The organism is Qipengyuania sp. Mu-71 (assembly GCF_036867055.1).
Lineage (GTDB): Bacteria > Pseudomonadota > Alphaproteobacteria > Sphingomonadales > Sphingomonadaceae > Qipengyuania > Qipengyuania profunda.
The window spans coordinates 82,591-107,427 of the sequence record NZ_JBAJHR010000001.1 but is presented as its reverse complement, the minus strand read 5'-3'; the positions used below and the strand labels follow the sequence as shown (position 1 = coordinate 107,427).

Annotated in this window: 28 protein-coding genes and 1 tRNA gene; 10 read left to right on the top strand and 19 right to left on the bottom strand. The window is 64.1% G+C overall.

The features are described 5' to 3' along the window. Positions 1 to 42 precede the first annotated feature (42 nt). Complete coding sequence (locus tag V6B15_RS00500) at positions 43 to 273, top strand: hypothetical protein (RefSeq protein WP_006834202.1); 231 nt, start codon at positions 43 to 45, stop codon at positions 271 to 273. 591 nt (positions 274 to 864) lie between these two features. Here V6B15_RS00500 and V6B15_RS00495 read toward each other — a convergent pair. The 3 genes from V6B15_RS00495 to V6B15_RS00485 all read right to left on the bottom strand — a co-directional run bounded on the left by V6B15_RS00495 (position 865) and on the right by V6B15_RS00485 (position 2,163). Next, positions 865 to 1,254, bottom strand: a complete 390-nt coding sequence (locus V6B15_RS00495) for a hypothetical protein (RefSeq protein WP_196793211.1) — start codon at positions 1,252 to 1,254, stop codon at positions 865 to 867. Between the two features lie 209 nt (positions 1,255 to 1,463). Then, complete coding sequence (locus tag V6B15_RS00490; RefSeq protein WP_006834205.1) at positions 1,464 to 1,679, bottom strand: helix-turn-helix transcriptional regulator; 216 nt, start codon at positions 1,677 to 1,679, stop codon at positions 1,464 to 1,466. Next, a complete protein-coding gene (locus V6B15_RS00485) occupies positions 1,672 to 2,163 on the bottom strand; it encodes a hypothetical protein (protein WP_006834206.1) in 492 nt (163 codons plus the stop codon). Before V6B15_RS00485 ends, V6B15_RS00490 begins: the two co-directional genes overlap by 8 nt. A 344-nt stretch (positions 2,164 to 2,507) precedes the next feature. On the opposite strand from V6B15_RS00485, the gene V6B15_RS00480 reads away from it, so the two are divergent. The 3 genes from V6B15_RS00480 (at position 2,508) to V6B15_RS15015 (ending at position 3,893) form a co-directional block, all read left to right on the top strand. Next, on the top strand, positions 2,508 to 3,092 hold the full coding sequence (locus V6B15_RS00480) for a lytic transglycosylase domain-containing protein (RefSeq protein ID WP_253521855.1): 585 nt from the start codon (positions 2,508 to 2,510) through the stop codon (positions 3,090 to 3,092). Between the two features lie 64 nt (positions 3,093 to 3,156). Then, positions 3,157 to 3,708 (top strand): thermonuclease family protein, encoded by a 552-nt coding sequence (locus tag V6B15_RS00475; protein ID WP_176267529.1) that lies wholly within the window; start codon positions 3,157 to 3,159, stop codon positions 3,706 to 3,708. After that, positions 3,699 to 3,893 carry a DUF6961 family protein gene (locus V6B15_RS15015; protein ID WP_176267530.1) on the top strand — a complete coding sequence of 65 codons (195 nt, stop codon included), beginning with the start codon at positions 3,699 to 3,701 and terminating at the stop codon, positions 3,891 to 3,893. The genes V6B15_RS00475 and V6B15_RS15015 overlap by 10 nt, the downstream gene beginning before the upstream one ends. A gap of 136 nt (positions 3,894 to 4,029) precedes the next feature. Here the strand turns inward: V6B15_RS15015 and V6B15_RS00470 are convergent, their stop codons facing one another. Together V6B15_RS00470 and V6B15_RS00465 are read right to left on the bottom strand one after the other, a co-directional pair. Beyond that, entirely contained in the window at positions 4,030 to 5,253 is a 1,224-nt protein-coding gene (locus V6B15_RS00470) for a tyrosine-type recombinase/integrase (RefSeq protein ID WP_222828596.1), read from the bottom strand. A gap of 165 nt (positions 5,254 to 5,418) precedes the next feature. After that, positions 5,419 to 5,505 (bottom strand) — tRNA-Leu (locus V6B15_RS00465). A gap of 172 nt (positions 5,506 to 5,677) precedes the next feature. Between V6B15_RS00465 and V6B15_RS00460 the strand changes: the two genes are divergently transcribed. Then, positions 5,678 to 6,628, top strand: a complete 951-nt coding sequence (locus tag V6B15_RS00460; protein ID WP_334199642.1) for a complex I NDUFA9 subunit family protein — start codon at positions 5,678 to 5,680, stop codon at positions 6,626 to 6,628. Between the two features lies 1 nt (position 6,629). On the opposite strand, the gene V6B15_RS00455 is transcribed toward V6B15_RS00460, so the two are convergent. From V6B15_RS00455 to V6B15_RS00445, 3 genes are all read right to left on the bottom strand, one after another. Next, entirely contained in the window at positions 6,630 to 7,103 is a 474-nt protein-coding gene (locus tag V6B15_RS00455) for an NfeD family protein (protein ID WP_334199641.1), read from the bottom strand. Positions 7,104 to 7,114: 11 nt separating this feature from the next. Further along, the gene (locus tag V6B15_RS00450; RefSeq protein ID WP_334199640.1) at positions 7,115 to 8,122 is read right to left on the bottom strand and encodes an SPFH domain-containing protein; all 1,008 of its coding nucleotides are present in this window, start codon (positions 8,120 to 8,122) and stop codon (positions 7,115 to 7,117) included. Positions 8,123 to 8,184: 62 nt separating this feature from the next. Next, positions 8,185 to 9,054 carry a dienelactone hydrolase family protein gene (locus V6B15_RS00445; RefSeq protein ID WP_334199639.1) on the bottom strand — a complete coding sequence of 290 codons (870 nt, stop codon included), beginning with the start codon at positions 9,052 to 9,054 and terminating at the stop codon, positions 8,185 to 8,187. A gap of 122 nt (positions 9,055 to 9,176) precedes the next feature. On the opposite strand from V6B15_RS00445, the gene V6B15_RS00440 reads away from it, so the two are divergent. Then, the gene (locus V6B15_RS00440) at positions 9,177 to 11,351 is read left to right on the top strand and encodes a PQQ-dependent dehydrogenase, methanol/ethanol family (protein WP_334199638.1); all 2,175 of its coding nucleotides are present in this window, start codon (positions 9,177 to 9,179) and stop codon (positions 11,349 to 11,351) included. Positions 11,352 to 11,353: 2 nt separating this feature from the next. Further along, positions 11,354 to 11,803, top strand: coding sequence for a protein tyrosine phosphatase family protein (locus tag V6B15_RS00435; protein ID WP_334199637.1), 450 nt, complete (start codon positions 11,354 to 11,356; stop codon positions 11,801 to 11,803). On the opposite strand, the gene purU is transcribed toward V6B15_RS00435, so the two are convergent. The 4 genes from purU to V6B15_RS00415 form a co-directional block, all read right to left on the bottom strand. Further along, the gene (gene purU / locus V6B15_RS00430; RefSeq protein WP_334199636.1) at positions 11,793 to 12,647 is read right to left on the bottom strand and encodes a formyltetrahydrofolate deformylase; all 855 of its coding nucleotides are present in this window, start codon (positions 12,645 to 12,647) and stop codon (positions 11,793 to 11,795) included. The two genes, V6B15_RS00435 and purU, sit on opposite strands and share 11 nt — an antisense overlap. Before the next feature lie 72 nt (positions 12,648 to 12,719). Next, a complete protein-coding gene (locus V6B15_RS00425) occupies positions 12,720 to 13,046 on the bottom strand; it encodes a hypothetical protein (RefSeq protein WP_334199635.1) in 327 nt (108 codons plus the stop codon). A gap of 1 nt (position 13,047) precedes the next feature. Then, positions 13,048 to 14,064, bottom strand: coding sequence for an NAD(P)H-dependent flavin oxidoreductase (locus V6B15_RS00420; RefSeq protein ID WP_334199634.1), 1,017 nt, complete (start codon positions 14,062 to 14,064; stop codon positions 13,048 to 13,050). Between the two features lie 41 nt (positions 14,065 to 14,105). Continuing rightward, complete coding sequence (locus V6B15_RS00415) at positions 14,106 to 14,903, bottom strand: LytTR family DNA-binding domain-containing protein (protein WP_334199633.1); 798 nt, start codon at positions 14,901 to 14,903, stop codon at positions 14,106 to 14,108. Positions 14,904 to 15,063: 160 nt separating this feature from the next. Here V6B15_RS00415 and V6B15_RS00410 point away from each other — a divergent pair, with 160 nt between their 5' ends. Further along, positions 15,064 to 15,600: a DUF2306 domain-containing protein gene (locus tag V6B15_RS00410; RefSeq protein ID WP_334199632.1), complete on the top strand. Its 537-nt coding sequence runs from the start codon at positions 15,064 to 15,066 to the stop codon at positions 15,598 to 15,600. Between the two features lie 5 nt (positions 15,601 to 15,605). Here the strand turns inward: V6B15_RS00410 and purT are convergent, their stop codons facing one another. Both purT and V6B15_RS00400 read right to left on the bottom strand, forming a co-directional pair. Further along, complete coding sequence (gene purT / locus V6B15_RS00405; protein ID WP_334199631.1) at positions 15,606 to 16,766, bottom strand: formate-dependent phosphoribosylglycinamide formyltransferase; 1,161 nt, start codon at positions 16,764 to 16,766, stop codon at positions 15,606 to 15,608. Then, a complete protein-coding gene (locus V6B15_RS00400; protein ID WP_050601771.1) occupies positions 16,763 to 18,043 on the bottom strand; it encodes an aspartate kinase in 1,281 nt (426 codons plus the stop codon). The genes purT and V6B15_RS00400 overlap by 4 nt, the downstream gene beginning before the upstream one ends. A gap of 53 nt (positions 18,044 to 18,096) precedes the next feature. On the opposite strand from V6B15_RS00400, the gene ubiG reads away from it, so the two are divergent. Beyond that, the gene (gene ubiG, locus V6B15_RS00395; protein ID WP_334199630.1) at positions 18,097 to 18,867 is read left to right on the top strand and encodes a bifunctional 2-polyprenyl-6-hydroxyphenol methylase/3-demethylubiquinol 3-O-methyltransferase UbiG; all 771 of its coding nucleotides are present in this window, start codon (positions 18,097 to 18,099) and stop codon (positions 18,865 to 18,867) included. On the opposite strand, the gene V6B15_RS00390 is transcribed toward ubiG, so the two are convergent. The 5 genes from V6B15_RS00390 to V6B15_RS00370 form a co-directional block, all read right to left on the bottom strand. Continuing rightward, the gene (locus tag V6B15_RS00390; protein WP_334199629.1) at positions 18,848 to 19,882 is read right to left on the bottom strand and encodes a glycerophosphodiester phosphodiesterase family protein; all 1,035 of its coding nucleotides are present in this window, start codon (positions 19,880 to 19,882) and stop codon (positions 18,848 to 18,850) included. The genes ubiG and V6B15_RS00390 overlap by 20 nt on opposite strands. Then, on the bottom strand, positions 19,861 to 20,211 hold the full coding sequence (locus tag V6B15_RS00385; protein ID WP_334199628.1) for an ArsC family reductase: 351 nt from the start codon (positions 20,209 to 20,211) through the stop codon (positions 19,861 to 19,863). The genes V6B15_RS00390 and V6B15_RS00385 overlap by 22 nt, the downstream gene beginning before the upstream one ends. 95 nt (positions 20,212 to 20,306) lie before the next feature. Further along, positions 20,307 to 22,634, bottom strand: coding sequence for a TonB-dependent receptor (locus tag V6B15_RS00380; RefSeq protein WP_334199627.1), 2,328 nt, complete (start codon positions 22,632 to 22,634; stop codon positions 20,307 to 20,309). Positions 22,635 to 22,781: 147 nt separating this feature from the next. Continuing rightward, entirely contained in the window at positions 22,782 to 23,249 is a 468-nt protein-coding gene (ruvC, locus tag V6B15_RS00375) for a crossover junction endodeoxyribonuclease RuvC (RefSeq protein WP_334199626.1), read from the bottom strand. A gap of 55 nt (positions 23,250 to 23,304) precedes the next feature. Beyond that, positions 23,305 to 24,048: a YebC/PmpR family DNA-binding transcriptional regulator gene (locus V6B15_RS00370; protein WP_334199625.1), complete on the bottom strand. Its 744-nt coding sequence runs from the start codon at positions 24,046 to 24,048 to the stop codon at positions 23,305 to 23,307. Between the two features lie 92 nt (positions 24,049 to 24,140). On the opposite strand from V6B15_RS00370, the gene V6B15_RS00365 reads away from it, so the two are divergent. Further along, the gene (locus tag V6B15_RS00365; RefSeq protein ID WP_334199624.1) at positions 24,141 to 24,836 is read left to right on the top strand and encodes a CPBP family glutamic-type intramembrane protease; all 696 of its coding nucleotides are present in this window, start codon (positions 24,141 to 24,143) and stop codon (positions 24,834 to 24,836) included. Position 24,837: the final 1 nt, after the last annotated feature.

The following is a 24,837-nucleotide window of genomic DNA, read 5'->3' as shown; positions in this document are numbered from 1 at the left end:
TCAAAACGGACCACTTTTCGGGGGGAAGGTCACCTCTGGCCGATGGGAAGGACGCTGACAGGCTGGAAACCGCAGTTGGGCGGTTGGGGCTTGATCGACCTTAGAAACGCGCAATCGGTCGATCCGTTTTCCCTGGCCTCAGATGAACTCATTGAGGTTACCGACTGGGAACTACTTGATTTTGCAGTTCAAGTTGTCAAGCAATGGCTCCAAAGGAAGGGTTTCGAGATCATGTCCACTCACTCAAATCCCAACGTCGATCCGAACATCTGATTTGTCGGAGACAATGGACCCGAGTGGGTAATCGTACGAGCAGCGCGATATCCAGAAAAGGTGGCTCAGATCCCGAGCAACGTAGAGGCCATCGCTAAGCAATGCGAAGCTCTCAGTCACTTGGGGAATTTCGCATCTTTTGGCTTTGCGTTGGCGGAAAACGTTGAAAGGCCCATCTGGCGGGGACACGCTGCCGATGTCCAATTCGAAGGCATTAAGCCGATCTGATCCGGAAGCTCTCATTGCTCCACGCAGGTGTGCGATCTCTTGAAGAATCATGCGGCCATATTCGTGCTCGGCGGTCGCTTTTGGGGTGTAATATAGCCGCCGCTCTGCGCCAAAACACCAGACGTCCAGACCGGTAACGGCGTGGGCTGTAGACTGGAGTTCGTTCGACCTGAGGCCGGTCGGATTACGACTTCTTACCAGTCGTCGAAACTTTGAATTTTGCTCAGATTGGAAACCTCATTCAAGTGCGTTTCCAAGTGATGGCGTTCCTCATCCCAAACCGCAAACAGATGTTCTGCGCCAGAATTCTCAATGTTGTTTAATTCGAAATCGTACACATCGAGAAACAATTGCTCGTAGTACTTAGAGAGACGATTCTCCATGCTGGTGAATGTCACGTATAGCTGGGCATTCTTCGGCCATTTTTTTGACGTGGCTATCAACGCGAAGCTCAGCAAACCCTTTCCCGACATACACGCATAACATCGTGTAATTGCCATGGTCGTCGCAGGCGTCATAGTCTACCCACAGGTGATAGAGGCCTGTCTGACCACGGAGGAATTTAAGATAGAGCTTGTACGTTATGTTCCCAATACGAAGTTCGTCGTCGACCGGCAGTTCCGCACAAAATGCGCTCTCGTTCACCAACTCATGGGCAGAAATTGGCTGGCTTAGTTCTAAGAGCGCTATTTGATCGAACGCATCGTACTCTTGATTTTGACACGGGAAATCTTGTTCGATGCACTTTGTCATGATCGGCTCGACCTACTCAATATTGTATGTTCCTTAATAGGCGCCGGTGGCTTCCGAAATCAGCTCGGTTCTTGCAGCGACGAGCGCTCCCAATACTCGAGGGTATCGGGCCGACTGCTTCGATCCGGCGACCGCGCAAAGGATGCCTTTGACTGCCCCTGTCGATGGCACGTCCGCCTCCAACCAGTCAGCTCCAGACCAATAAGCGGTCACTTCAGGCGGTCCGAAATCCAGGCCTCCACTTCGTCTTCTGCCCATGCGACCGCATATCCACCCAGCTGCACGGGCTTCGGAAACTTGCCCTCGGCCATCCAGCGATAGATTGTCGAACGGCCAAGCCCGACGCGATGCTGAACTTCGGGCAGGCGAATGAGCCGCGTCACCCGCCGGGTTTCGGTCGCTCCTTTGTCTATCTCTTCACCCACGATGGCCTCCCTCGGCACCGGCAAAGACATCGCCAAGCAGCGCATCCTTGCGTTCGAGCTCGTCGATGTGGTCGGAGAGCAAGCGGGCGACGCGGTGCGCGGTCCCCTTGGCCCAGCGCGGCTTCACATCGTGAACCTGGTTGCCCAAGACACGCTCGAGCGCTGAAGGCAGTTCGCCGGAAAAGTCCTCGAAGAATTGCGCGAGGTCCGATTGCAGCCACGCAATCGCGTGATCGCCGCCGCTGACGAGGAACAGGAGCAGGTGTGCGTGCGGCGCGACGCCGCTCGCGGCAAGAATGCGCAAGGCTTCGCCGAGGCTGGCCGAGCGTTCGCCCGCAAGAACACGGCGCAGGGCATCCTTATGGATCTGCGCGTCGCGAGCGATGTCGCAGCGGGCACGGCCGCTGGCTTCGACGGCGGCCAAAAGCAGCCGGGCGAGGTCGGCGCGAACCTGTTGTTCGGCAAAGAGCGCCATGTTGGTCATCGACGAATCCTTATCTCCAGAGTGATCGACTCTCCGGCTAACCGCGAAGGAAGCCTGTAGGAAAACAAAAAGAACATTTAGAGAACATAGAGGAAGGAACGATCAGCTTCCTCCGACGATTCGCGCGAATTTCGGTCGCCTGCGCGCATATCGCGGCTCTCTTCGCTCAGATGCCGGCACAGTCAGCGCTGTTGCGCGATCAGCCTGCGCGAATCCCGTGCATCGCACCTCCCGATGTCGCTTTTTGCTTGGTCGAAAGCCCCAAAATCCAATTCCCGATTTCCTACAGGCATATGTTCTACTTATGTTCTATATCGATTCGAATCAATGGAGCACCACTCGAGATGACCCGCCTCAATCGTCGGACCGCGATAGCGGTCGCCTGTTTGGGAATGATCGCGACCTCCTCTCAGCAAGTCCGCGCCCAGGATTTCACCTTGTTCGAACACGCGGTCGTTCCGCCGAAGACGGACCAGCAGCCGGCAAGGCAATATCTTCCTGCAATCTACCAGGCCGAGCCAGCAAACATATCCTATCGGGAAAGCCTGTATATGGCGGCGATAGCCGAGGCTGAGCGCCGTTACGGGCTTCCGACCAACCTGCTTCGTGCTCTTATCTGGGCTGAATCCCGCTTTAATCCGATGGCTGTGAGTCCAGCCGGTGCTGCCGGGCTGGCGCAGCTTATGCCGGCCACGGCGCGCGAACTGGGCGTCCGGAACCGTCATGACCCTCTTGCATCGATCGACGGTGGCGCCCGGTATCTTCGCGATATGTTGGACCGGTTCGACGCGGTCCACCTGGCCTTGGCTGCTTACAATGCGGGCCCAGGTGCCGTCTCCCGATCACGCGGCATTCCCAGCAACGGTGAAACACCGCAATATGTCCGGTCCGTGTTGGGACGTTGGCAAGCAATTGGTACGTACAATTGACGAAACTGCCTGATTTCCGGCTATTGTCTGAAATCATGTGCCGGAATGAAAACGGACAACGCTAGTGAATGAGACCCCCGGTGAGCCGTTCGATTTTCGCAAGTCGTTGAAGGCACAGAAGCGCCGGAAGCTGAGAAAGGAGATCGCGTTGGGATTGGGAGCATTCGCGATCGTATTTGCTGGAGGGATGCTGGCACTCACCTGGCCAGTCCATGATGCCAGCATTGCTAACGACGATCAGCAGCCTCAAACTTTATTCCAGCAAGCGAGCTTCCCACAATTCGACATTTGCGGATCCGTCCGGCGCACATGCGTCGTGGATGGAGATACCTTCTGGCTTGATGGCGTAAAGATCCGCATTGCTGACATCGATACACCAGAGATCAGCGAGCCTCGTTGCGATTATGAATACCAACTCGGCATGCGCGCGACGCATCGCCTTGTCGAATTGCTCAATGGCGGACCCTTTGAACTGAGGACCATCGGAAGCAGAGATGAGGATCAGTACGGTCGTAAACTGCGGGTCGTAACGCGCGGCGGCCGCTCGCTTGGCGATCAGTTGGTCAGCGAAGGGCTGGCGCGGACCTGGACCGGGCGACGTGAACCATGGTGCTGAACCGCGATCAAGAATTGTGGGCCGTTGCACTTTGGGTCGAAAAGAACCATGGCGAAGAGGGAGCCGCGTTTATCGCAAAGCAGATCCAGCGACTTTCCAACGAAGGGGACGAGGCAGGCATAGCAACGTGGAAGACTGTTGCTGAACGGTTCGATCAGCTTAGCTGCCAAAGCTCTGCGAACTGAGGCTCAGCACGATGCGGAAGTGGCTTAAAGTCTGGGGCATCAGAATTGAGTTCGCCTTGCTCGCGTCAGTGTCCCTGATAGGGCTCGTCCTGAGCCTTCAATCCTGCACTGGCTGAGAAGAAATTCGTTCTTCCGATCAACCATTCGCAAACTTTCCCATGATGACCTTTCCTCCTGTCCGGAGCTCATCGAGGTAGTCGCTCCACCATTGAGCCATGCGCACGCGCTCTTCCCAATGTTTGCCGCGATGGTAGATGCCACGCACAACATTGCTGTCGCCATGTGCCAGGGCACGCTCGATCGCATCGGGATTCCAAAGGCCCGACTCGTTCAGGAATGTCGATGCTGTCGCCCGGAGTCCATGCGCGGTGACTTCTTCCTTCGAATATCCCATGCGACGAAATGCGGCATTGAGCGTGTTTTCACTCATGGGACGCTTGGAGCTGCGCGCAGACGGGAAGACATATCCTTCGCGGCCGAGCATCTCGGCCAGGTCTGTGAGATAACCTCTAACTTGCTTGGACAGCGGGACGGCATGCGCTCGGCGCGCTTTCATTTTACCGGCAGGGATCTTCCAGACCCCATCGACCAGGTCGATCTCATGCCATTCGGCGTGGCGGAGTTCGCCGGGACGTACGAACACATGCGGCGCGATCTGCAAAGCAAACTTGGTCACCATGTAGCCAGTGAAGTCGTCGATTGCGCGCAGCAGCCCGCCTAGCTCGGTGGGCTCGAGGATTGCTGCATAATGCGTGGCTCTCGGCGTTACGAGAGCGCCCTTCAGCATACTGGTCGGATCGGATTTGCAGCGGGTGGTAGCGACACCGTAACGAAACACGCGGCCTGCGAACGAGCGGCATTTCTTCGCAGTCTCGTGCTTACCAGTGGCTTCCAGTCGTTTCAGAGGAGCCAGGACTTCGAACGGCTCGATCTCGTGGATGGGTCGGTTACCGATGGCAGGCGCAAGCTTGTCGAGGAAATAATTGGCCTTGACGATCGTGCCATCGGCGCGGCCATTCTGGACCATCATCTGCTCGATATATTCACGCGCGACTGCCTCGAACGTCTGTGCAGAAAGGAACTCGGCGCGGATTTTCCGCTTCCGCTTCTCAAAGGCCGGGTCGCCCCCAGAAGCAACAGCTCGTCGTGCCTCGTAGGCTGCGTCTCGGGCTTGCTTGAGGCTGATGTCAGGATAGCTGCCGATGCAGAGCTTCTTTTGCGCACCACCGATCCGGTATCGGAATCGCCAAAGCTTGCTGCCGGTCGGCGTGACCTCGACATATAGGCCGCGCTCATCGGTTACCTTGTACGGTTTGTCCTTGGGCTTGAGAGCGCGGAGGCGAGTATCTGTCAGCGGCATGTGGGGGCCTTTTCATCTGGGCCTTTGCGAAACGGCCTCAAAAGGCCCACAAAAGTGTCTGGAACCCCCGAGAACAGGCGGGACGATCCGGAACGATCCAAGGGCCAAATCCCTAGGATTTCTGCGGGTTTTATAGATTATTTGGGAGAACGTGAGAAGAACAAATGGTGCCCAGAAGAGGACTCGAACCTCCACACCCTTGCGGATACATGCACCTGAAGCATGCGCGTCTACCAATTCCGCCATCTGGGCACACTGTCGCTGGCCGGTCGTCGTAGCACGGCTGCGGGTAGGCGCGGGCCACTAGCGAAGCAGTGGCTTACCTGTCAACGCCTTTCACACCCGCCGGAACGCTTGCGGCGCAGCGGGGGTTGAGGCTAGGGGCGTGGCGATACTTCTCCCTTCGAGGAAACAGGCGAATACCATGGCGAAAAGCGGCGCGTTGAACGGCAGACTGGTAGTGCTGATGGGCGGCAGCGGCTTTATCGGCAATTACGTGGCGCAGGCGCTGCTCGAGCGCGGTGCGCGGGTGCGGATCGCCAGCCGCAACCCCGAAAAGGCGTTCAAGCTCAAGCCGCTCGCCAACCTCGGCCAGATGCAGTTCGCCCGCTGCGATGCGAGCGATCGCCAGTCGGTCGAGCGCTGCCTCGTCGGAGCGGATGCGGTGATCAACCTCGTCGGCGCATTTGGCGGCAATCTGCGCCGGCTGATGGGCGAAGCACCGGGCTGGATGGCCGAGGCCGCCGCCAAGGAAGGCGCAAGCGCGTTCGTCCATGTGAGCGCGATCGCGGCAGAGCCCGAGGAGGGCACCGAGATCGAATATGCCGCGGCCAAGAAGCTGGGCGAGGAGCGCGTGCTTGCCGCCTTCCCCCAGGCGACCATCCTGCGGCCGAGCATATTGTTCGGCAAGGACGACAATTTCATCAACATGTTCGCCGGGCTGATTTCGGCGCTGCCCCTGCTGCCGGTCTTCGCCCCCGAAGCGAAGCTGCAACCGGTCTATGTCGACGATGTCGCCGAAGCGGCGGTGCGCGCGCTCGAGGACCCGGCCACGTTCGGCGGCAAGACCTACGAGCTTGGCGGGCCCGAGCAGATGTCGATGATGCAGATCAACGAAGCGATCGCCGCCGCGCAGCAACGCAAGCGCACTTTCCTGGCGATGCCCGACGCGCTTTCGGCGACCTTCGCCGCGCTGCCGGGCACACCGATGGGCAGCGACCAGTGGAAGCTGCTCAAGCAGGGCAATGTCGTCTCGGGCGAGTTGCCCGGTTTCGCGAAGCTGGGCATCGAACCCAAGCCGCTGGGCCTGTTCCTCGACAAATGGATGGTGCGCTACCGCAAGCACGGCCGCTTCACCGAAGCGCTGAACGGCTGAGCTAGCCCTCGCCTCCGGGCGGGCTATCGCCTTCGAGCAGCGCGACCGGCTCGACCAGCAGTTCGGCGCCATTGCTGCCGATGATGCGCACGCGCGCACCCGCGGCGGTATCCGCCCCGCGTGCGATCCATTCGCTATCGCCCACCTTCACGCGGCCCGAGCCGCTTTCGATCGCCTGCGTCACTAAAGCGGTTTCGCCGTGGAGCCGGCCGACGCGGTTGTTGAGCAACGGGTCGGAGGAGCTGACCGGGCGGTCGCGCAGCCAGCGCTTTGCCGAAAAGGCGAGGATCAACGAGAGCGACAGCCAGGCGATGATCTGCAGCGCCAGCGGGGGCGCCGAGACAAAGGCCAGCACCGCGATGCCCAGCGCCGCCATCGCCAGCCAGATCAGATAGACCCCGGGCACGACCATCTCGAGCGTGGCCAGGGCGAGGCCGAGGATCAGCCAGATCCAGTAGGATTCGATGCCATCCATCGCAATTCCGCTCACTCGCCGCGCGAACGCGGGACGCTGGTGCGGCGCGGGGGCGCGTTACCGCGGCCGGCGGGGATCGGCATACCGCTGTCCACCGTGCCCTCGACGCCGTCGAATGTACCCTTGATCAGTTCGCCGATACCGCCGAGCGAGCCGATCAGCTGGGTCGCCTCGACCGGGAACAGGATGGTCTTCGCATTGGGGCTGTCGGCGAACTTGCCCACTGCCTTGGTGTATTCCTGCGCGATGAAGTAATTGATCGCCTGGTTGCCCGAAGAGGCGATGGCGTTGGAAACCATCTCGGTCGCCTTGGCTTCGGCCTGCGCCGCGCGCTCGCGCGCTTCGGCATCGCGGAACTGCGCTTCGCGCTTGCCCTCGGCTTCGAGGATGGCGGATTGCTTGCGGCCCTCGGCGCGCAGGATCGAGCTTGTCTTGTCGCCTTCGGCCTCGAGGATTTCGGCACGCTTGAGGCGTTCGGCCTTCATCTGACGTGCCATGGCTTCGGAGATATCGACCGGCGGGCGGATGTCCTTGATTTCCACCCGGGTGATCTTGATCCCCCAGGGCGAGGTGGCGTGATCGACCACGCTGAGCAGCCGGGCGTTGATCTCGTCCCGCTTCGACAGCGTCTCGTCGAGGTCCATCGAACCCATCACGGTGCGCAAATTGGTCGTCGTCAGCGCCAGGATCGCATTGTGGAGGCCCGAGACCTCGTAAGCCGCCTTGCCCGCATCGAGCACCTGGAAGAACACCACCGCATCCACGCCGACCATGGCGTTGTCCTTGGTGATGATTTCCTGCCCCGGAATATCGAGCACCTGCTCCATCATGTTGATCTTGTGACCGACGCGATCGATGAAGGGATAGATGATGTGCAGGCCGGGATCGGCGGCGAGGTGATATTTCCCGAGCCGTTCGATGGTATAGACGAAGCCCTGTTTCACGATGCGCACGCCCATCACCAGGAACATGACAACGACCAGGACCAGCAGCATCAGGACAAGCGTACCACCAAGCATCACGACCCTCCTCTATTCGCCCGCATCGTAGCGCCCGCGGGGCTGGCGGCAAGCGAAAGCGGTCAGAGCGCCGCAGCGTAGGTTGCCAGCAAGCGCGCCCAGGCCCGCTCGGCCTCGGCCTCGTCGTAGGACGGCGAATCGGGCACGCACCAGCCGTGGTCGGCGGGATAGACCTCGACCTCCGCCGCCGCGCCCACCGCCTCGGCGGCCGCGCGGAATTCGGTCTTGGCCTCGGGCTCCTTGGCATCGTCGTTCTGCGCGATCGCGATCAGGTAATGCGCATCGCCGCGCAGCATCCGGTGCGGGCTGTCCGCGCCCTCGCGCACCAGCCCGCCGCCATGGAAACTACCCGCCGCTTTCATCCGCGAAACCGCCGCCGTGCTCCACACTGTGAAGGGACCGCCCATGCAATAGCCCTGCGTGCCGATCCCGCGCGCGGTATCGACGGCGTCCTGCGTATCGAGCCATGCGGTGGCGGCGCGCGCATCGGCCTGGATCGCTTCCGCATCGAGCTTTGCGCGCCACAGGCGCGCCTTGTCCCAGCCGCCATTGCCCGCGAAATCGGCGAAGTCGGCGAACTGCTCGCCTGCGACATCGCGGTAATAGGGATTGGCGACGAACACGGCATAGCCCTCGCTCGCCAGTCGACGCGCCATCTGCCGCTTGGCTTCGCGCAGTCCGGCAATGTCGGGCCAGAACAGCACGAGCGGGCTCGCCCTGTCCGCGGGATGGACGAAGAACCCGTCCATCGTCCCGCCGGGTGCGGCGAAACTGACCATGCGTTCGGTCAGCCCGCCTGCCTCCGCCGGACGATCGACATTGGCATCGACCGGCGCGCAAGCCGCCACGCCCGCCGCCATCGCACCGCCGCCGAAGGCCCGGCGCGAGACCTTGCCGCGCGCCCACCGCGCCAGATCCTGTTCATCGCACATCGCTCGTCTCTCCTCGCAGCCCCGTTCGCGCCGATCCTCGCAGGGTGCAGCCTTATGGACAAGCCCGCGCATCGTCGGCAGGATAGGTTGCATAGAGCGACGCAAATGTCGCCGGGGAGAGGATGATGCGAGGGATCGGTTGGGCGGCAGTGGCCGCGCTGGGGTTTTGCGGGACGCTGGCAGGCTGCAAGATGGGTGCCGCGGACGCACCCGAAAGCGGGATCGACACCGTCCGGCTGGTCAATGCGGGCGAGGACCCGGCCAACTGGATCACGCATGGTGGCAGCTATGCCGAACAGCGCTTCTCGCCGCTCGACCAGATCGACCGCGACAGCGTGGGCGAACTGGGGCTTGCATGGTTCTCCGACATGGACACCGCGCGCGGGCAGGAAGCGACCCCGCTGGTGATGGACGGCAAGCTCTATGTCACCACCGCGTGGAGCAAGGTCTTCGCCTATGACGCCGCGACCGGCGAACCGTTGTGGAGCTACGACCCCGAAGTGCCCGGCGAAACCGGAGTGAAGGCGTGCTGCGACGTGGTCAATCGCGGGCTGGCGGCTTGGGGGGACAAGCTCTTCTTCGGCACGCTCGACGGGCGGCTGGTCGCGCTTGACCGCGACACCGGCGCGGTGGCGTGGGAGAAGGTTACGGTCGACCAGGACAAGAGCTACACCATCACCGGCGCGCCGCGCGTGGTCGATGGCAAGGTGCTGATCGGCAATGGCGGCGCCGAGTTCGGCGTGCGCGGCTATATCGCCGCCTATGACGCCGACAACGGGGAGGAGCTGTGGCGCTTCTACACCGTGCCCGGCGACGAGGGCGATGATGCGCCCGACTACCTCAAGACCGCGGCCGAGACCTGGAGCGGTGATGCGCTGGCGGGCGAGGACGGCATCGGCGGCGGCGGCACGGTGTGGGATTCGATGGCCTACGACCCCGAGCTCGACCTGCTCTATTTCGGGGTCGGCAATGGCAGCCCGTGGAACCGCGCCTATCGCAGCCCCGGAGCAGACGGGCGCGGCGAAGGCGACAACCTCTATCTTTCGAGCATCGTCGCGATCCGGCCCGATACGGGCGAATATGTCTGGCACTACCAGACCACGCCGGGCGAGACCTGGGACTATACCGCCACGCAGCACATCGTGCTGGCCGACATGGAAATCGACGGACGCAGCCGGCAGGTGCTGATGCAGGCGCCCAAGAACGGCTATTTCTACGTGCTCGACCGTGCGACGGGTGAGTTCATTTCCGCCGAACCCTATATCCCGCTCAACTGGTCGACCGGGATGAGCGAGGATGGCCGCCCGCAGATGAATCCCGAAACGCGGATCGACATCACCGGTCAGCCTGCGCTGGTGATGCCCGGGCCGCTGGGCGGGCACAACTGGCACCCGATGGCATACCATCCGGGCGAAAACCTCGTGTACATCCCCGCCTTCGAGGCCGCGATGCTCTATGCCCCCGAAGCGAACTGGAAGCCCGACCGCGCGCGCGGGTTCAACATCGGCTTCGACCTGGGCGCGGGCGACCTGCCGCCCGATCTGGGCATCCGCCGCGAGGTGCAGGGCACGATCAAGGGCAAGCTGGTCGCGTGGGACCCGGTGGCGCAGGAAGCGCGCTGGAGCGTCGAGCACCCGGGCCCGTGGAACGGCGGCCTGCTGGCGACCGGCGGCGGGCTGGTCTTCCAGGGCAATTCGGGCAGCGAGTTCGCTGCCTATAATTCGGCCAATGGCGAACGGCTGTGGAGTTTCGCCGCGCAGACCGGCGTGGTCGCCCCGCCGATCACCTACACCGTGAACGGCGAACAATATGTCGCGGTTCTGGCCGGCTGGGGCGGCGCCTTCGCGATCTCCGCCGATGGCGCGCTGATCGACAATATGCGTCCGGTGCGCAACATCAGCCGCCTGCTGGCGTTCAAGCTGGGCGGCACCGCTGCCCTGCCCGAAGAACCCGACTTCACGCTGGCCGCGCTCGACCCGCCGCCGTCGCGCGCGAGTGCCGCGACCCTTGCGCTGGGGGGCAGCAAATACGCCCGCTATTGCGCGGTGTGCCATGCGCCGGGCGCGGTCGGATCGACCGAATTGCCCGACCTGCGCCGCTCGGGTGCGCTCGAAAACCGGACCGCGTGGCTGCAGATCGTCCATGGCGGCGCGCTGAGCGACAATGGCATGGCCAGCTTCGCCCCATCGCTATCCGAGGACGAGGTCGAGGCGATCCGCCAATATGTCATCAAGCGCGCCAATGAGGACAAGGCGATGGAGGTCGAACGCGCCAAGACCCGCGTCGCCGCACGCTGAGCGTGGACGACCCATCCGACATCAGGAACTGGCGCAGGCGGCCCGACGGGATCACCACGTCGGGCAAGCTCGAGCCGGACGACCCGGCGAGGCTGGCGGCCATCGGCGTGCGCCATGTGATCAATCTGGCGCTGGACGATCATCCCGAAGCGTTAGCGGATGAAGAGCGGCTGCTGGCCGAGCAGGGGATCGGCTACACGCATATTCCCGTGCCGTTCGATGCGCCGGATGCGCGCCATGTCGCGGCGTTTCGTGCCGCGCTGGAGCAGAGCGAAGCGCCGGTGCATGTCCATTGCATCATGAACTACCGCGTCACGGCGTTCTTCTACCTGACCGATCTCGAGGCCGGGATGGACGAACAGGCAGCGCGTGCGCGGATGGCGACGGTGTGGGACCCGCTATCCGGCGACGACGCTGCCATGGCGCCGTGGAAAGAGCTGCTCAGCCCCTGAACACCACTGTCCGCTGGCCGTTGAGCAGGACGCGCTCTTCCAGATGCAGGCGGACCGCTTCGGCGAGCACGCGGCTTTCGATATCGCGGCCCTTGCGGACCAGCGCATCGGGGGTGTCGGCATGGCCGATGCTCTCGGCATCCTGGTGGATGATCGGACCTTCATCGAGATCGCCGGTGACGTAATGCGCGCTCGCGCCGATCATCTTGACCCCGCGCTCATAGGCCTGGTGATAGGGCTTGGCGCCCTTGAAGCCGGGCAGGAAGCTGTGGTGGATATTGATGCAGCGCCCGGCGAAATGCGCCGCCTGCTCATCCGACAGGATCTGCATATAGCGCGCCAGCACAACCAGTTCGGCCCCGCTTTGCTCGGCAATCGCGCGCACCTGCGCTTCCTGTGCGGGTTTGGTGTCGCGGGTGATCGGCAGATGGTGGAACGGGAGGTCGCCGAGATCGGTGTGCTCGATCGCCTCGCGCGGATGGTTCGATACGATCGCCACCGGCTCCATCGGCAATTCGCCGATCCGCCAGCGATAGAGCAGGTCGGCCAGGCAATGGTCGAACTTGCTGACCATGATCAGCACGCGGCGCGGGCGGTCGCGCAGCGACAGCTTCCATTCCATCGCCAATTCGCTTGCCAGCGGGGCGAACTCGGCGCGGAAGGCATCGCGCGAGATCGCGCCCGGATCGAATTCGACGCGCATGAAGAAGGCGTCGCTCATCCGGTCGTTGAACTGCTGCGCTTCGAGGATGTTGCCGCCGCGCTCGAACAGGAATGAGGTGACGCGCGCGGTGATCCCGGGACGATCGGCACAGGACAGGGTCAGGACGAATGGGTCGGACATGCGCTCTCATGTGCGCCCCGCGCCCAACGGTGCAAGCGCAAACAGGCTTGGCCGGCCGCAATACAGGCTTGGTCAGTCGATCTCGAAGACCACCGTCTTCATGCCCGACTGGTGCAAGGCGCTTTCCACGATGTAGCGTTCGGATTCGTCAAGCGCAGTCTCGCAGCCGACCACATGCGCGATCGGATCGCACAGCATGAACGCCCTGTCCTCATGCGCGAGCTGACGGATCGCGCGGACGATCGTGTCTTCCAGATAACGCGGTTCGGCGACTACCGAGGCCGCGTTCGAAAACTCGTGATTGGCGCGCTGGTCGGCAAAGGTTGTGGTGGCGCGATTGGTGACCTGCACCCGATCGCGATAGATGGCGACATCGAGGTCGAGCGGGCGAGGGGGCATATCAGCGACGCGCGAGCGCTGCTTCGCTTTGGGCCATCAGCTTGTCGATGATCGCGGCGACCGGCTCTTCTTCCTTGAGCATGCCGACCGATTGCCCGGCCATCAGGCTGCCGTTCTCGACATCGCCGTCGATGACCGCACGGCGCAATGCGCCCGCCCAATAATGCTCGATCTGCAATTGCGCTTCGTTCATCGCGATCTCCTCACGGTCCAGAACGCCGGCAACCTCGATCTGTTTCCGAGTAAATAGTTCACTTCCCTTGTTTTTTAGCGCGCGGACCGGGATCACCGGCAGGCGCGGATCGACCTGGACGCTGGCCACCGCATCGCGGGCCGAAGCGCGGAAGAAGGCCTTCTTGAAATCGGGATGCGCGATGCTTTCCTGCGCGCAGGCGAAACGCGTGCCGAGCTGGACACCTGCCGCACCCATTTCCAGATAGCCTGCGATCGCCTGGCCCCGGCCGATCCCGCCAGCGACGAAGATCAGATGGTCTTCGGCCAGTTCGGGCAGCATTTCCTGCGCCAGTACGCTGGTCGATACGGGGCCGATATGGCCGCCGGCTTCCATCCCCTCGATCACCAGCGCATCCGCGCCCGATCGCAGCAGCTTCTTGGCCAGCGCCAGCGTGGGCGCGAAGCAGATGACCTTGGCGGGGTTCTTGCCGCCCTTGATCGCCTCGACACTGCCCTTGGGCGGGATGCCGCCCGCCAGCACGACATGGCCCACCGCGTGCTTTTCGCAAACGGCGATAAGGTCGAACAGGTCGGGATGCATGGTGATCAGGTTCACGCCGAAGGGCTTGTCGGTCAGCGCCTTGGTCGCGGCGATCTCGGCGTCGAGCAGGTCGGGGGTCATCGCCCCGCAGGCAATCACGCCGAAGCCGCCCGCATTGGAAATGGCGGAGACGAGCGTGCGCTCGGAAACCCAGCTCATCGCGCCGCACAGGATGGCGGTTTCGCTGCCGAGGAAATCTGCGCCGCGCTGCATCAGGCGGGCGGTCTTGGGATAGGTGCTCATGGCTGGGCGCTTACGGCGCGCTTGCCGCAACGGCAACCCGCTTAGAACCAGCCCGCCTTGGTCAGTTCGGCCATGCGGCTGCGCGCGACCGGCGCCGCGATCCCGCGCGGCAGCACCAGCCGGACGCTGCGCCCCTCGCGCTCGACACCCTCCACCGCATCGCGCGCTACCCACCAGCTGCGATGGACCTGCGCGCCGTCGATCCCGTCGAGCTCGCCCAGCGCATCGCGCAGGCGCAGCAGCACCAAGTCCGAGCCGAGCATGGTATGCGCGCGGACGTAGTGATCCTCCATCTCGAGCGCGATCAGGTCGGACCCCAGTTCGGCCGACAGGCGCGCGAGGAACGCGGGCCGCAGGTCGTCTTGCGGAGTGGGCTTTTCGGCAGGCGATAGCGCGCTGGCTTGCCCATGCGTATCTCCCTTGCCGCGTTCGAGCAGGTAGAACACCACCACGATGCTGGCCCCGATCACCAGCACGTTGAGATAGGCGAGCAACGCATCTTCGAGGGTTGGTGCGGGGATCGGCCCGGGCAGGAATTCGATGACCCAGATCGCCGCCGTCAGCGGCATGGTCGCGAGCAGGATCAAACCGATCCACAGCCCGACCTTGGGCAGCTCAAGCCGCATATGCAGCCACGCGACCAGCGGTGCCAGCGGGCGGTAGAAGGCGTAGCCGAGCCAGGCGAGCCCGACCCAGCTCACCAGCCGCAGCGCGAGCGGCGCAGTAGCGGTCCCGAACGGACCGATCATTGCCAGCACCAGCCCGATCACCGTCATCACCGACAGGTCGATCACGAGCTTGCGGGCGATTCGCGCGGAAGCGGTCTGGGGCTGGTTCATGGCTGCGCAGACTAGTGCCCGTTCGCGCTTCGTAAAGTGGCCAAGCGCCCGATTTGCGCCCCTTTTGCGAAGCGGGCGGCCCATTCGCGCAGGTCCGCTTGCCCGCGAATGTCGCGCTGCCACCAAGGCAGGTGCAACGACCCGTCATGGAGACCTACCGATGTTCGCATTCGCGCTTCCCGCCCCCTTCACCGCCCGCACGCCTTCCGGTTTCGATATCGGCCCGGTCAGCCGCGCGCTGGTGACGATCGTCGGCACTGTCATGACGCTGCTGTGCGTGGTCGCAATCGGCCGCGCGCTAGGCGGACTGACGCCCGAACTGCCGCGCCTTCGCAATGTGGCGATCGCGATCCATGTGGTGGCGGTGATCCCCGCGATCCCGCTGGGCGCCTATGTCCTGCTGACGCGCAAGGGCGATGCGCGGCACAAGCAGCTGGGCAAGGTCTGGCTGCTGCTGATGCTGCTCACTGCCTTCTCGGCGATCTTCATCAAGACCGGCGGCAGCTACAGCCCGATCCATATCTTCGTGCCGCTGACCATCTTTTCCGCCTGGCGTTCGGTCGCGACCGCGCGGCGCGGCAATATTACCGGCCACAGGCGGCAGCTGGTGTTCACCTATCTCACCGGGCTGGTCTTTCCCGGCCTTGCCGCATTCCTGCTGCCGGGCCGGTTGATGAATGTCATGCTGTTCGGCTGAGAGGGCTAGTCGCCGTAGTCGATGCGGACCTTGTGCGCTGCGTCGCGTGCGATGCGGCGCGCCTCGTCGGTATCGCCCGCCGTGGCCAGCGCCACGCCCATGCGGCGGTAGGGACGGCTGGTGGGCTTGGCGAAGATGCGGATATCGGCGCCGTCGGCCATCGCCTCGGCCAGCCCGTCATAAGCGAGTGTCTCGCTGTCGCGTTCGGCAAGGATCACCGCGCTGGCGGCGGGCCGTGCGCGCAGCACGGGCGGGACCGGCAGCCCCATAACTGCCCGCGCATGCAGGTCGAATTCGGTGAGGTTCTGGCTGACCAGCGTGACCATGCCGGTGTCGTGCGGGCGCGGGGACAGCTCGGAAAAGATCACGTCCTCGCCCTTCACGAAGAACTCCACCCCGAACAGGCCGTAGCCGCCCAGATCGTCGACCACTGTGCGCGCCATGTCCTGCGCTTTGGCGATCGCCGCGTCGGTCATCGGTGTGGGCTGCCAGCTTTCCTGGTAATCGCCGCGTTCCTGCCGGTGGCCGATCGGCGGGCAGAAGCTGATGCCGTCCTTGTGGCGCACGGTTAGCAGCGTGATCTCGTAATCGAAATCGACGAATTGCTCGACGATCACGCGCTGGCGGTCGCCGCGCATGTTGGCGCAGGCATAGGCCCAAGCCGCTTCAAGCTCGGCCGCGTCGCGCACGGTCGACTGGCCCTTGCCCGATGACGACATGACCGGCTTGATCACACAGGGCAGCCCGGTGTGCTGCGCGGCCGCCTGCACTTCCTCGAAATTCTTGGCGTAGCGATATCGGGAGGTAACGAGGCCCAGATCATTGGCCGCAAGGTCGCGGATCGCGTCGCGGTTCATGGTCAGCTGCGCGGCGCGCGCAGAGGGGACGACGGTGAAGCCCTCTTCCTCCAGTTCGGCCAGTACCGAAGTGCGGATCGCCTCGATTTCGGGGACGATGTAATCGGGCCGGTGCTTTTCGGTTACACGGCGCAGCGCCTCGCCATCGAGCATGGAGAACACCTCGCGTGCATCGGCCAGCTGCATGGCGGGCGCATCGTCATAGCTGTCGCAGGCCACGACATAGGCGCCGAGCCGCTTGGCCGAAATCACGAATTCGCGCCCCAGCTCGCCCGAGCCGAGCAGGAGGATCCGGGCGGTGTGGCTCATGCCGCCTCGTCGGCAGCGTCCAGCCCATAGGCGGTGTGCAGCACGCGGACCGCGAGTTCGGTCTCGTCCTCGTCGATCAGCACGCTGACCTTGATCTCGCTGGTGGTGATCGCCTGGATGTTGATCGCGCGGTCGGCCAGCGCCTTGAACATCGTGCTGGCGACGCCCGCATGGCTTTTCATGCCGACGCCGACGACGCTGATCTTGGCGACCTTGCTGTCGGTGATCAGGCGGTTGTAGCCGATGTCGTCGCGCTTGTCCTCGAGCAGCGCCTGCGCGCGGGCAAGGTCGGCCTGCGGCACGGTGAAGGTCACGTCGGTCTCGCCCTTGTCGCGGCCGACATTCTGGATGATCATGTCGACATTGATGCTGGCCGCGGCGAGCGGTTCGAAGATGTGGGCCACCGCGCCGGGCTTGTCGGGCACGCGGGTGAGGATCACCTTGGCCTCGTTCTTGTCATGCGCGATGCCGGTCACGTGCTGGCGTTCCATATCGCCCTTCTCCACCAGTGCGTTCATTTCTTCCTCCGACACGATCATCGTGCCGGGGTATTCGTCTGCGGGAACCGCGTCGTCGCCGACGAAGCTGGAAAGGACCTGCACGCGCACGCCCTCCTTCATCGCCAGCCCGACCGAGCGTGTCTGGAGCACCTTGGCCCCGACGCTGGCGAGTTCGAGCATTTCCTCATAGGTCACCGCGGTCTGCTTGCGCGCCTTGGCGACGATCCGCGGGTCGGTGGTATAGACACCGTCGACATCGGTATAGATGTCGCAGCGATCCGCGCCAATGGCTGCAGCCACCGCTACTGCTGACGTATCCGACCCGCCGCGGCCCAGCGTGGTCAGCCGGCCCTCGCCCGACAGGCCCTGGAAGCCGGGGATCACGGCGATCTCGCCGCGCTCCATGCTGGCGATCAGCGCGTCCGCATCGATGCTGTCGATCCGCGCCTTGGCATGCGCCTCGATCGTGTTGATCGGCATCTGCCAGCCGAGCCAGCTGCGCGCCTGGCAACCGAGCGACTGCAGCGTCAGCGCCAGCAGCCCGCTGGTGACCTGTTCGCCGCTCGCCACCACCACGTCGTATTCCGCCGGGTCGTAGAGCGCATTGGCCTCGCGGCAGAAATTGACCAGCCGGTCGGTCTCGCCCGCCATGGCCGAAACCACCACCGCGACCTCGTGCCCGCGCGCCTGCTGCTTGCGCACGATATTGGCCACGCGCCGGATGCGTTCGGTCCCCGCCATCGAGGTGCCGCCAAATTTCATCACGATACGGGCCAAGCGTAGAGGTCTCCGTGCTGGAATGCGTCGAGCTAGGCTGCTAGCCAGAGGGCATGAGCGATGCAACCACACAGCCGCGTAGCAATACTTCGGCCGGCACAATTTCGGGCGCAACGATCCGCGCCGACGAAGCCGCGCATTTCGGCAGGCTGGCCAAGGATTGGTGGGACCCCAGGGGCTCTTCGGCCATGCTCCACCGGCTCAATCCCGTGCGGCTGCAATTCCTGCGCGAGGCGATCGACCTGCACTGGGCAGGCGACATCGAGGCGCGCCAACCGCTCGCGGGCAAGACCGCGCTCGACGTGGGTTGCGGTGCCGGCTTGCTGTGCGAACCGCTGGCGCGGCTGGGGGCGGATGTCACCGGCGTCGATGCCGCGCCCGAGAACGCCGCAGCTGCAGCGGTGCATGCCGAAGGCGCGGGTCTCGATATCCGCTATATCGCGGGCGAGGCCGGCGCGCTGGATATCGGCAGCTTCGACCTGGTCACTGCAATGGAGGTGATCGAACATGTTGCCGACAAGCGTGCCTTCGTGGCGGCGCTTGCCAGCCGGCTGGCGCCGGGCGGGCTGATGGTGCTGTCGACCCCTAACCGCACGCCGCAATCGCGGCTGCTGATGATCGGCGCGGCCGAAGGCATCGGGCTGATCCCCAAGGGCACGCATCACTGGGACGATTTCATCACGCCCGAGGAACTAGACGAATTGCTCGGCGATGCGGGCCTCGACATGGGCGAACCGCGCGGGATCGGCTTCTCACCCGCCAAGGGCCTGCATCTGTCGGGCGATCTGTCGCTGAACTACATCGTCACCGCCCGAGCGCGCTGAGCACCAGCGCGGGATCGTCGGTGAAGACACCATCGGCCCCTGCTGCCACAACCATGCGAACCAGCGCGGCCAGATCGCCCGGCGCGGCGGCGTCGCTACCCTTGCGCAGCGCGGGCGGGAGGAAGGCATTTTCCTTTCGCAGGGTCCACGGATGGACCGCCAGCCCCGCCGCATGCGCATCGGCGATCAGCGCAGTTGGACTTCCATCCGCAGCGAGGACACGGCCCAGATAGGGGCCGATACCATCGGCATATTGCGCCACGTCGGCGAGACCGCTGGGCGTCAGCAACTCGTCCCAGGTGATCGCGGGTTCGTCATAGGGACCGCCCCCGACCGCGATCAGCAGCACCAGCGGGCTCTCGACCAGCGCATCCAGCCGCTGCAGCGGGCCGATTTCGAACGCCTGCACAAATACCCGGTCATCGGCGTCGTCGAGATCGGCTTTGCGCAACGCAGTGGCGAGCAGGTCGACCGTGTCAATCCCCTCTTCCTGCAGCAGCCAGGTGGGGTGCTTGAGCTCGGGATAGATGCCGATCGCGCGGCCGGTTTCGGCCTCTTTCGCGCGCACCAGCGTCACGATCTCCTCAAAGGTCGGGATCTGGTAGAGCCCGTCGAACCGCGCATTGGCCGGCCGCAATCCGGGCAACCGTTCCTTCACGCGCAGGCTGCGCAATTCGGCCAGCGTGAAATCCTCGGCGAACCAGCCGGTCACCAGCCGCCCCTCGATCGTCTTCGAGCGCTTGCGATCGGCAAATTCCTCGCGCGTGCCGACATCGGTCGTCTCGCCGATCTCGGTCTCGTGCCGCGCCACCAGCCGCATGTCCTTCGTCGCCACGAGATCGGGCTCGATATAGTCCGCCCCCTGGTCGATCGCGCGCTCATACGCGGCCAGCGTATGCTCGGGCCGTTCGCCGCTGGCGCCGCGATGCGCGATGACGAGAAAGTCGCCTTCGGCCGCAGCAGCCGCGGGGACGGCACCGAGTGCCGCGAGGATCAGGAAAAGTGCGCGGACCATTCGTCTTCCTTGAAACCGACCAGCAGGGCCCCGCCGTCTTCGACGATGGGGCGTTTGATCATGGACGGATTGTCTTGCAGCAATCGGGCGGCCTTTGCCGCATCGACATCGGCCTTGTCGGCCTCGGGCAGCTTGCGCCAGGTGGTGCCGCGGCGATTGAGCACGGTATCGACGCCCGCCGTCTCGATCCATGCGGCCAGCTTGACCGGATCGGTGCCCTGCTTCTTGTAATCGTGAAACGCGTAGTCGACGCCCTGCGCATCGAGCCATGTGCGCGCCTTCTTGACCGTGTCGCAATTGGGAATGCCGTAAAGGATAGTCTCAGTCACTGATCTGCCCGCTTCTGGTTGGAACGCGCCTCGCTAACGGCTTGCGCAGCGCTTGAACAGGCCGCCGGGGCGCGAACCCCGGCGGCGCTGTCGGATCAGTTGCCGAAGCGCGCGGTCAGCTGGACGCCGAAGAAGCGCGGTTCTGCCGGGATGAAGGTCGGGATGCCGAAAGCGCCGCCGGTATTGCCCGCATCGAGCAGATAATCCTCGTTGAACGCATTGCGGATGAATCCGGCGATTTCGTAGCGATCATCGGCGAAGCTTACCCCCGCCCGCGCATTCACCAGCGTAACCGGGCCTTGCGAAGTCACTTCGCTGTTGGGCACTTCGAAGTAGATCCGGCTGCGATGCGTGATGCTGGGGGTGGCGAACAGCCGCGCCCCGCCGCCCAGCGGATAATCGACCGTGAAACCGGCTGCGGCCTGCCATTCGGGCTGGAGGCGGAAACGCGCGCCCGAAAATTCGGGGGCGAAGCTGTTGTCCTCGTCGATCCCCCCGTCGATATAGCCGACATTGCCGAAGAAGCTGAGCCAGTCGGTCGCCTCGACCGCGATTTCGGCCTCGACACCCAGATTGGACGCCGCACCGGCGCTCTGGGTGATGAAACCCCCGGTCGGGTTGCCGTCGGGGTCCAGCTCCTCGACCGACACCTGGAAGTTGTCATAGACCTGGTAATAGACGCCGAGCGAGCCCGAAACGCCGCCGCTGGCGAGCTTGATGCCGCCTTCGTAGTTCCACACCGTTTCACGGGCAACAAGCTGCAGCGTGGTGGACTGCTGCACGACCGGCGAGCGGCGGCCCTTGGAGACGGTGGCGAAGACGTTCACTTCGGGCGAGATCCGGTAGAGCACGTTGAAGCGCGGGAGCCACGCATCGAAGTCGGCTTCGCCGATGAAGGTCTCCCCCCCGGTATCGACCTGCCCGGGGATCAACGGTGCGCCGGACAGCACCGAATCGGGAACATCGGTGCGATAGCCCGACTGACGGTTTTCGCGCAGATACCGCAGACCGGCGGTCAGTTCGAGCGCGTCGGTGGCCAGCCAGGTGGCATCGGCGAAGACCGAGTAAGTGTCGTTCTGCCCCTGGTTCTCGAACATCGAGCGGTAGGGGATGGCAGTGGCGGCGCCGCCGGTCGCGAGGCCGGTGACCGCGCTGGCCGGCACGCTGCCGTCGGGCGCGACGCAGGGAATGCCCGGGATCAGCGGCGCGCCGAACAGGCTCGTCAGGCACTGGAGGAAGGTGCCTTCCTCGGTCGAGAAGGGGACGTTCTGCAACCCGTCCTCGGTGAAGACGTTCCAGCCGAAGGAACCGCGCAAATCCACGCCCGAATAGCTGAAGCGGCTTTCATGGCTGAACTGTTCGCCTTCGGCAATCTCGGCGAATTCGAGGAAGGGCGCGGCCGTGCCGTCGGCATCGAACACTTCGGCGCTGTCGAACTTGCGGTAGCCATTGACCGTGGTGAAGGTCCAGCTGTCGGCAAACTCCCATTCCGCGGTGAGGTTCACATCATAGACCTCGCGGTTGAGGCCGAGCTGGTCGTCGCCCAGCGCTGCGCCCGAAAAGGGCGAGCCGCCCAGATTGGCATCCTCGAAGGCATTGTCGCGGCCGCCCGGCGCACCGGCGAAGGCGGGGAAGGTGCCCGAGATGAAGGGCGTACCGCCATTGCGCTGCTGGTCGTAGGTGCCGATGAGGTCGATCGTCAGGTCGGATGTCGGGGTGAAGCGCAGCGAGCCGCGCAGGCCGAGCTGGTCCTGCGCATAGAGCTCTTCCTCCTGGCTGGCGGCGAGGTTCTCGACATAACCGTCGCGCGTGCGCCATTCGAACGCCAGCCGTCCGGCGATCACATCGTTGCCGGCATTGAGATAGCCGCCGAGCAGCGTCTGGTCGAAATTGCCGTAGCCGCCGGTGATTTCGCCCGAGAAGCCTTCGCGCGGACGCGCCGAAACGAGGCTGATCGCGCCGACCGCCGAAGCGGTGCCGAACAGCGTCGCCTGCGGGCCCTTGATGACCTCGACCCGCTCGAGATCATAGATCGCCTGGTACGACCCGCGCGAACGCGAGATGTCGACGCCGTTGTAATAGAGCGTGACGCGCGGCCCCTGCTGCGACGAACCCGAATCCGAGGTGATCCCGCGGATGACGATGCCGGGGTTGTTGGCGCTCTGCTCTTGGATATTCAGCCCCGGAACATAGTTCGACAGCTCGTCCAGATCCGACACGCCGAGTTCCTCGATCCGGTCCCCGGTCACCGCCGAAATGGTGATCGGCACATCCTGCGCGCGCTGTTCGATCTTCTGCGAAGTGACGATGATCGTGGTGCTGCTGGCGGGCTGGTCCGCGGTCGGCACCTCCTGCGCCAGCAGCGGAGCGGGAACGAGAGCGATGGAAGCAAGCAAGGCGCTGCGAAAAGCTGGGAATGTCATGGAAGGCCCCTGTCGTTGGATTGGATCGCAACGCGCCTAGCCCCGCCTTGTGACACACCGGCGGCGAAAGTCTATCAATTATAAGAAGGAATTGGGACAGCTTTTGGACATCGGGCGACCGCGCCTGCGGCGGGCGAAATCCGCAGTCTAGGACAGATGCGCGTCGGCGATCGCCACGGCCAGCGCATCGGCGGCATCCGCCCCGGCGATCTGCACACCCGGCAGCAGGATTTTGACCATGGCCTGCACCTGCGTCTTGTCCGCCCCGCCCGTGCCGACCACGGCCTTCTTGACCAGCCGCGCGGCGTGTTCGTTCACCATCAGCCCGGCGGCCCCGCACGCGGCCAGCACGCAGCCGCGCGCCTGCGCCAGCTTGAGCGTCGATTGCGGGTTCTTGTTGACGAAGACTTCTTCGGCCGCCGCGCGGTCGGGCCGGTGCGTGGCAATGACATCGGCCAGCGCCGCCTGCAGGCCCGCCAGCCGCTGCGCCATCGGCGCCTTGGGGTCGGTCGGCACCTGCCCGTTGGCAACATGCGCAATCCGCGATCCCTCGGCGCGGATCACGCCCCAACCGGTACAGCTGAGCGAGGGATCGAGGCCGAGGATAAGCGTCATCGGCGGGTGCCGTAGGGTGTCCGCCGGGGCCAGAGGTACACCAGGCGAAAGCTCATCACTCGAGCTTGTCCATCACCTCGTCGGAGATGTCGTAATTGCCCCACACGGTCTGGACATCGTCATCGTCGTCCAGCGCGTCGATCAGCTTGAGCAGCGTGCTCGCATTCTTCTCGTCCATGTCGACAGTCAGGTTGGGCTTCCACGCCAGCTTGACCGTCTCGGCCTCGCCCAGCGCCTTCTCGAGATCGGCCGCGACCTGGTGCAGGTCTTCGGCAGCAGTCCAGATTTCGTGGCCGTCCTCGCTCGAGGCGATATCTTCCGCGCCCGCTTCCATCGCCGCTTCGAGGACCTTTTCCTCGCCGCCCGCGTCGGCCGGGTAGAAGATGAAGCCCAGCCGGTCGAAGCCATGCGCAACGCTGCCCTCGGTGCCGAGATTGCCGCCGTTCTTCGAAAAGGCAGTGCGAATGCTGGTGGCGGTGCGGTTGCGATTGTCGGTCAGCGCCTCGACGATGATCGCGCTGCCGCCCGGGCCGTAGCCTTCGTAACGCACTTCTTCATAGCTTTCGCCATCCTGAGCGCTGGCCTTGTCGATCGCGCGCTGGATGTTGTCCTTGGGCATCGACTGCGCCTTGGCGGCATTGACCGCCAGCCGCAGGCGCGGGTTCATGTCGGGATCGGGCATGCCCATTTTCGCCGCCACGGTGATTTCGCGGCTGAGCTTGGAAAACATCGCGCTGCGCTTCTTGTCCTGCGCGCCCTTGCGATGCATGATGTTCTTGAATTTGGAATGGCCGGCCATGGTTTCGCTTTGCGTAGCTGAAATGGTTGGAATCAGAGGGTCGCCTTAGCCTCATGCACGCCGCAACGACAAGCCTTGCGCCCGCGAATTCGATGCGGGGCGAATGGACCCAATTCGCCGCTTTCCTGAAGCGGCCCACCCTGCCCGCACGCGCACCGCTGCCGCGGCTGGCAAGCCTTGGTGCGGTATGGCGGCTGTTCCTGCTCGATCTGGCAGTAATGGGCGTGTTGCTGGGAATTGCCGGGCTGGTCATGTCCACCGGCATCACCGTGCCCGAAACCGCATTGGCGGGGATCGATATCGGTCCGGCGGTGGTGTTCGCGGTGGTAATCTTCGCCCCGCTGGTGGAAGAGATCGCGTTTCGCGGCTGGCTGTCGGGCCGGCCGGGTCACGTGCTGGCGCTGATCGTCCTGCTGGGCGCCGGATTGGCCGCGATCATGCTGAGCGGTAACGGGACGATCTACGCTGCGCTCGTCGGGGGAGCCGGGTTGCTGGCCGCGCTGGCCATCCTCTTCGCGCTGCGCAGGCGGGCGGCCATGGGCTGGTTCGCGCGCTTCTTCCCAGTATTGTTCTGGCTGAGCACGCTGGCGTTTGCGAGCGTCCACCTGTTCAATTTCCCCGCCGAGGACATGGCCATGGCGCTGCCGCTGGTCCTGCCGCAATTCGCGACCGGGACCATGCTCGGCTATCTGCGTGTCCATTATGGCCTGTGGGCCAGCGTGCTGCTCCACCTGCTCCACAATGGCGCGTTCATTTCGCTGGTGCTGCTGGCGGGCAGCGCGGGCTAGG